Annotated in this window: 3 protein-coding genes; all 3 read left to right on the forward strand. The window is 33.6% G+C overall.

Annotated features, from left to right (window positions below; genetic code table 11):
• Positions 1-11 precede the first annotated feature (11 nt).
• From V7183_RS25225 to V7183_RS25235, 3 genes are read left to right on the forward strand one after another with little or no spacing between them, the layout of a single operon-like run.
• Positions 12-530, forward strand: coding sequence for a GNAT family N-acetyltransferase (locus tag V7183_RS25225; RefSeq protein WP_335361244.1), 519 nt, complete (start codon positions 12-14; stop codon positions 528-530).
• Positions 469-1,008, forward strand: coding sequence for a DinB family protein (locus V7183_RS25230; protein WP_335361242.1), 540 nt, complete (start codon positions 469-471; stop codon positions 1,006-1,008). Before V7183_RS25225 ends, V7183_RS25230 begins: the two co-directional genes overlap by 62 nt.
• A 53-nt stretch (positions 1,009-1,061) precedes the next feature.
• On the forward strand, positions 1,062-1,961 hold the full coding sequence (locus V7183_RS25235) for a GNAT family N-acetyltransferase (RefSeq protein ID WP_335361243.1): 900 nt from the start codon (positions 1,062-1,064) through the stop codon (positions 1,959-1,961).
• Positions 1,962-1,993 lie beyond the last annotated feature (32 nt).

A 1,993-nucleotide genomic window follows, 5' to 3' on the forward strand; every position in this document is an offset into this window, starting at 1 on the left:
GAATATTTACAGTGAATGTTTATTTAATCACTCCTACAATTGACTTACAAAAAGAATACTTAGATTTCTATCATGAATGGAAATCTAGTGGTGAAACGATGATTCCATGGGTTATCGAAAAAGATCCTTCTAATTTCCCAGTAATGGTCCAAGAACTGCTCGATGCAGCTGAAGGAAAAAATCTCCCTAAAGGCTGGGTACCTGATTCGACTTATTGGCTTGTCACACAGGATAAAAAAATCGTTGGAGCTGTAAATATTCGTCACAGCTTAACTGAACATTTATTCAATGCTGGTGGGCATATCGGCTATGGCATCCGTCCTTCTGCAAGACAAAAAGGATATGCTACAAAATTATTAGCTTTATCATTAAAAAAAGTAAAAGAATTAGGTGTTACAAAAGCCCTTGTCGTTTGCGACGAATGGAATGTTGCTTCTGAAAAAACGATTTTACATAACGGGGGCCTTCGTGACAGTGATTTTATTGAAGAAGATGGTAATGTTGTTAGAAGATATTGGATTGAGTTGTAAATATCCAGTAGTAAATAAAAATGGAGGGATTCTCATGTCTACCTTGGCAACACAATTAGAAAATACCATTCATACTGCTTCTCAAAAGATTATACTGCTTTCTGATATGGACATAAAACGCACCCCGACAAAATGGTCTAAAAAAGAAATACTAGGTCACCTTTGCGATTCTGCTACAGTAAACCATAAACGTTTTGTTGATATCCTTACTTCGAAAGACAAGGTTACACTCACTGGTTATGATCAAGATTTATGGGTACAAGCACATCATTATCAGCAGTCTTTTTCATCAAATGCAGTTCTAAAAGTATGGAAAACAATTAATATGCAAATTATAAAACTACTAAACAATGTACAAGATGAACAATGGCAACTTGCATGTAAGTTACAGAATGAACAGGAAGTAACTTTGGAATGGCTTGTTACAGATTATATTGATCATATGAACCATCATCTTCATCAAATATTTACAAACTAAGTCTCTTTTCTATATTCTTTAGATTCCATGAATAATATGGAGGAAAAAATCACATGCGACTCTTTATAAAGGAATACGAAAATACCAATGAAGGACAAGTAAAACAGTTAATCGATTTATGTCATGAGGAATCTTATTTACTACACTTACTGGAAAGTAAAAAGTTACGTTATACATACGTTGCTTATCATGAGACACAATTAGTCGGTATGTTCATTGCTTGGAGAAGTGATTTTCACCCGCATTGTACTTACTTTCGTATTTTAACTAATCCTTCTTACGCTCACATGAAAATTGAAGAAAACTTGTTACATAAAGTAACAAAACTTGAACAAATGGATCTTCCACTACAAACATCTACTTGGGAAACTTCTGTTCATTTAAAAGAATTTTATGAGAGAAATGGATTTAAAGAAATTCGAAGAACTTATATGCCCTCTTTAATAGTAGAGAATGCTAAAAATATTTCACCTTTAAAAGAATGTAATAGTGAATTATACAATTTACAAACATTATCGACCATAATTTCAAACGATCATTTCATGAAAAAACTTGTTCAACTCGTCAAACGGAACTATGAAGAAACTCATTTAGACAATCCAATTGGAGAGCATGGATTGGAGACATGGGAAAAAATGATATTAGCTGATGACATCTTGACGGAAGGAAGCTTTATTTATTTAAACGCGGAGAAAGAAATTATTGCATATTCTTTCCTACACACATCTGAAAAGAACGATACTTTAGAACTCGGATGGCGCGGGACTCATGCGATTCATCAATTAGAGTTACTTTCACAGTTAGCTTTACAACAAGTGATGTACGCAAATAAGCATGGTTATCAGTTCATTCAAGGCGAGTTTGATTCAACATGTGTATACGGGATGGAGATTTTAAAATGTCTTCCTTTTGAACCTTGTCCGACTTGGATTACATATCAAATGAATTGGTGAAGATTTGTTCCTAAAACTATATATACATCAAT

The sequence above is a fragment of the Bacillus sp. JJ1127 genome (assembly GCF_036965845.1).
GTDB lineage: Bacteria > Bacillota > Bacilli > Bacillales > Bacillaceae_G > Bacillus_A.

Excerpts from the sequence above, each read along its gene's own strand:
- V7183_RS25235 (WP_335361243.1), top strand. The coding sequence starts at position 1,062 with ATGCGACTCTTTATAAAGGAATACGAAAATACCAATGAAGGACAAGTA.